Source organism: Bacteroides caecigallinarum, from assembly GCF_021530995.1.
Taxonomy (GTDB): Bacteria; Bacteroidota; Bacteroidia; order Bacteroidales; family Bacteroidaceae; genus Phocaeicola; species Phocaeicola faecigallinarum.
In genome coordinates this window covers 1-4711 of sequence record NZ_JADYTF010000170.1, presented here as the reverse complement: position 1 = coordinate 4711, position 4711 = coordinate 1, and the positions used below count along the sequence as shown (strand labels likewise).

General features: G+C 35.3%; 2 protein-coding genes. Both read left to right on the top strand.

The window, feature by feature from the left end; translation table 11 throughout:
• Positions 1-202: 202 nt before the first annotated feature.
• Positions 203-3157 carry a SusC/RagA family TonB-linked outer membrane protein gene (locus I6E24_RS15350; RefSeq protein WP_235329477.1) on the top strand — a complete coding sequence of 985 codons (2955 nt, stop codon included), beginning with the start codon at positions 203-205 and terminating at the stop codon, positions 3155-3157.
• 10 nt (positions 3158-3167) lie between these two features.
• Complete coding sequence (locus I6E24_RS15345) at positions 3168-4685, top strand: RagB/SusD family nutrient uptake outer membrane protein (protein WP_394800422.1); 1518 nt, start codon at positions 3168-3170, stop codon at positions 4683-4685.
• The last annotated feature ends 26 nt before the right edge of the window (positions 4686-4711 follow it).

The window sequence follows — 4711 nt, the reverse complement described above, 5'->3', positions numbered from 1 at the left end:
AGACCCCACGCATGATATAGAAAACTGCTGTTCATAATTGTACGTTTGCTTGTGCTTATTCAAATATACAATTTGTGCAGCGGTTTTCTTCTTTAATAAACTATCACGCGAAATGTCGGATGAACCATAATTTTGTCTGAGAGAATAAAAATTTAGTATTATTAATTTAAAGTTTTATACGATGAAAAACAGTAATGGTTTAATGCATTCTGGTTTTAAGCTATCATTATTATTAATGATGCTTTTCTCAACAAGTGTATTTGCACAAAAAATTCATGTTAATGGTCGTATCACTGATACCAATAAAGAAGGTATCATTGGTGCTAGTGTTCTAGAAAAAGGAACAACCAATGGCGTAATTTCCGATATTGACGGAAACTTCGTACTGGAAGTTGATTCCAAATCTACTCTTGTTATATCTTATATAGGTTATAAGACACAAGAACTTGCTCCAGCAGAAAATCTTAATGTTGTAATGAAAGAAGATAGTGAAGAGCTGGAGGAAGTCGTGGTTATCGGTTATGGTTCTGTAAAACGTAAAGATGTAACCACCGCAGTTTCTACAGTCTCAACAAAAGATCTTGACCAACGTCCTATAGTTTCTGCTGCACAGGCACTACAAGGTAAGGCGGCTGGTGTATCAGTAATGCAACCATCCGGTGCACCTGGTGGTGAAATGTCTATTAGAGTACGTGGTACCACATCATTTAACGGTAGTAACGACCCTTTGTACGTAGTAGATGGAGTCCCTGTTGACAACTTGAAGTTCCTTGCACCTAACGATATTGAAAGCATGCAGATTCTTAAAGATGCATCTTCTGCTGCAATATATGGTTCTCGTGCTGCAAATGGTGTTGTTCTTATTACAACAAAAGCAGGAGCTAAAGGAGATGCTAAAATCTCATTCAATGCACAATACGGTATAAGTAATGTTGCAAAAAAAGTAGATGTTCTCAACACAGAACAGTATAGAGAACTTCAAGAAGAAATAGGACTTGTAAGCCTACCTGAAGGTCTGACAGACCAAACAGACTGGTTTGATGAAACATATACAACAGGTTCTACTCAGAATTATCAGATATCTATCCAAAACGGTAATGACAAGATGAGATATTATTTGTCAGCCGGTTACCAAAATGAAAGAGGAATATTGGATGCATCTTATTACAAAAGATATAACTTCAGAGCTAACCTAGAGAACGACATTAGAAAATGGCTGAAAATCTCCGCTAATATAGCATATGCTGATTATACAAGTAATGGTGGAGGTACAATGGGAGCAGGAGCAAACCGTGGTGGTGTTGTCTTGTCAGTAATAAACACTCCTACTTACGCTCCAATATGGGATGAAGAACATCCAGACCAGTTTTATAATAATTTCTATGGTGTCGGAAACATTACCAGCCCATTGGAAAATATGGAGCGTAACAGAAATGATAAAAACAGAGAGAACAGACTCCTTGCTTCAGGTAGTGCTTTAATAACCATAATGCCGGAATTAAAGTTCAAATCCACAATCTCTCTAGACAGAAGAAATGCAATCAGTACAACATTCCTGGATCCTATATCTACAACATGGGGTAGAAATCAATATGGAGAAGCTTCAGATAACAGAAATCAAAATACTGTACTCACTTTTGATAACACACTTAATTATAACAAAAGCTTTAAAAAACATAGCATTGATGCTATGGTAGGTTCTTCATGGACATCATCGGATTATACAAACAGCTATATATATGGCTCTCATTTCAGAAATGATTTGATTCAGACATTGAATGCTGCAAATAAAATTTCATGGAATGGAACAGGTTCTGGAGCATCTCAATGGGCTATAATGTCATATTTTGGACGTTTATCATATAACTTTGATAGCAAATACCTTATTACAGCCAATGTAAGATCTGATGCCTCATCCCGTTTGCATCCAGACTATCGTTGGGGAATATTCCCTTCTTTCTCTGGAGCATGGAGAATTTCTTCTGAAGAATTTATGAAAGGAATAGACTGGCTTGACGACTTGAAGATAAGAGTTGGCTGGGGACAAACAGGTAATCAATCTGGTATAAGTGATTATGCTTATCTTGAAAGATACAATATACAAAGAGTGGAATGGTTCAAAGAAGGTAATGAAAATGCAGTGCCAACAATCTCTCAGGCTAACTTAAAGACTTCTGATTTAAAATGGGAAACTACTACTCAAACTAATATCGGTATTGACTTTACAGGCTTTAATAGCAGACTTATAATAAACCTTGATTACTATTATAAGAGAACTACAGACATGCTTATGAATGTATCTCTGCCAGCCGGAGCTGCTGCAGCAAATACTCTTTACAGAAATGAAGGAGAAATGGTAAACAAAGGTTTTGAAATGAACATCAGTTCTAAGAATTTCGTTGGAGAATTCTCTTGGGATACTGATTTCAATATATCTTTCAACCGCAACAAGCTTACAAAACTTGCTCTGCAAGCTGTTTATTACGATGCAAAAACCAGTGACGTAGTTAATGACTATGTTGTTAGAAACGAACCAGGGCGTTCTCTTGGAGGTTTCTATGGATATATAAGTGATGGTGTAGATCCTGAGACCGGTGAATTGATGTATAGAGATTTAAACAATGACGGAAAGATTTCTTCAACAGACAGAACTTATATCGGTGATCCAAATCCAGATTTCACATATGGTATGACAAATACTTTCTCTTGGAAAGGCATTAATTTAAGCATCTTCCTTCAGGGTTCTTACGGAAATGACATATTCAATGCTTCAAGAATAGAAACCGAAGGTATGTATGACGGAAAGAATCAAACAACAAAAGTTCTGGACAGATGGAGAATACCGGGACAAATAACAGATGTTCCTAAAGCTGGATTTAACATTAAGAACTCTAGTTATTTTGTAGAGGACGGTAGCTATCTTAGAATTAAAGATATATCTCTGTCATACAACATAAATTGTGATTTATTCAAGAAGTATGGCATATCAAGATTGCAACCTTATTTTACTGCAACCAACCTATTGACTTTCACTAAATACTCTGGTATGGACCCTGAAGTAAACCAATGGGGTAATAGCGGTGCGGTTCAAGGTATTGATTGGGGTACTTATCCTCATTGCCGTTCATTCGTTTTTGGTATTAATGTTGAATTCTAAATCTTAAAATATGATGTTTAATAAATATATAAATAGCCTACTTATTACAAGTACGATATTTTTCAGTGCCTCTTGTTCTTTAGACAAATATCCATTGGATACATATTCAGAAATAACAGAAGGAGCTAATAATGATAAAGAAGATGTAGTATTTAAAGATAAAGCTGCTGTTTTAAGCCATCTTGAATATCTTTATAATCAGATGAAAAATCGTCAAGAGCATTGGTATCTTGATATGCTACTGTTAGCTGATGCTCATACAGATAATGCTTATGCAGGTACAACTGGTGCTGAGGTTGTACCTTTTGAAGACAATTCTATCGAAGGTTCAAATTCTGTGCTATCAAGAGACTGGACCAGATATCTTGAAGACTTGGGCTCGGCCAATAAATTAATATGTAATATTGACAATGTTAATGACAGCTCTTTTTCAGATACAGAAAAGAAATCCGTAAAAGCACAAGCCCTTATATTTAGAAGCTTGATATTATTCGATATGGTTCGTATTTGGGGAAATATTCCTGTTATAATAACATCAGCAGGTGACATAACAGCTGACAATATAGAAGATATATATGATGATTACTTCCCTAGCCAATCTACAGCAACAGATGCTTACAAGCAAATAGAGATTGATTTAAATGAAGCCTTGTTATATGCTCCGGACAACAATCCAGAGAATAAAACTATATTTTCTAAATCTGTAGCCAAAGCATTAATGGCTAAAATATATGCAGAGAAACCAATAAGAAATTACTCTAAGGTAATACAATATTGTGATGAATTGGAAAGAGACGGTTTTGACTTACAAGCAGATTTTTCAGATCTCTTTGCAATGAACGAAGAAGGTACTGATGTAAGGATAAGAAATTCAAAGGAAAGCATATTGGAAGCTCAATTCTTCACAGGCGGTGGTAACTGGGTTACATGGATGTTTGGACGAGATTTATTAAACTGGAACAGTAACTTTACATGGGCTAAATGGATAACTCCATCCAGAGACCTTATTAAAGCGTTCGACAACTCTGGTGATGTCAAACGTAAAGAACAGACAATTGTTTATTATGAATGTACATGGAGTAACTATTATCCATCTGACGCATATCCTTTTATGTATAAATGCAGATCAGCCAATAATAGCATAATCAAACTAAGATTTGCTGACATTCTATTACTTAAAGCAGAAGCATTACTATTTGGAGAAAATACTGACCTTAATGCTGCAGCAGACATTATTGACAGAATAAGGGTAAGAGCAGGATTGGACAAACTATCCAATACTGTAAGAGGCGACAAGAATCTATTGATCAATGCATATTTGAACGAAAGAAGACTTGAACTAGCACTTGAGGGACAAAGATGGTTTGATTTGTGCAGATTAGACAAAGTTGAAGAAGTCCTTAATAATATCAATGATTCTGGAAGAAAACCAAATGTATATCAATTCAATGAATATTCTTATCTAATGCCTATTCCTCAGAATGCTATAGATCAGAATCCAAATCTAGAACAAAATAAAGGATATTAACAGACTAAATAAATATTATATGGTAC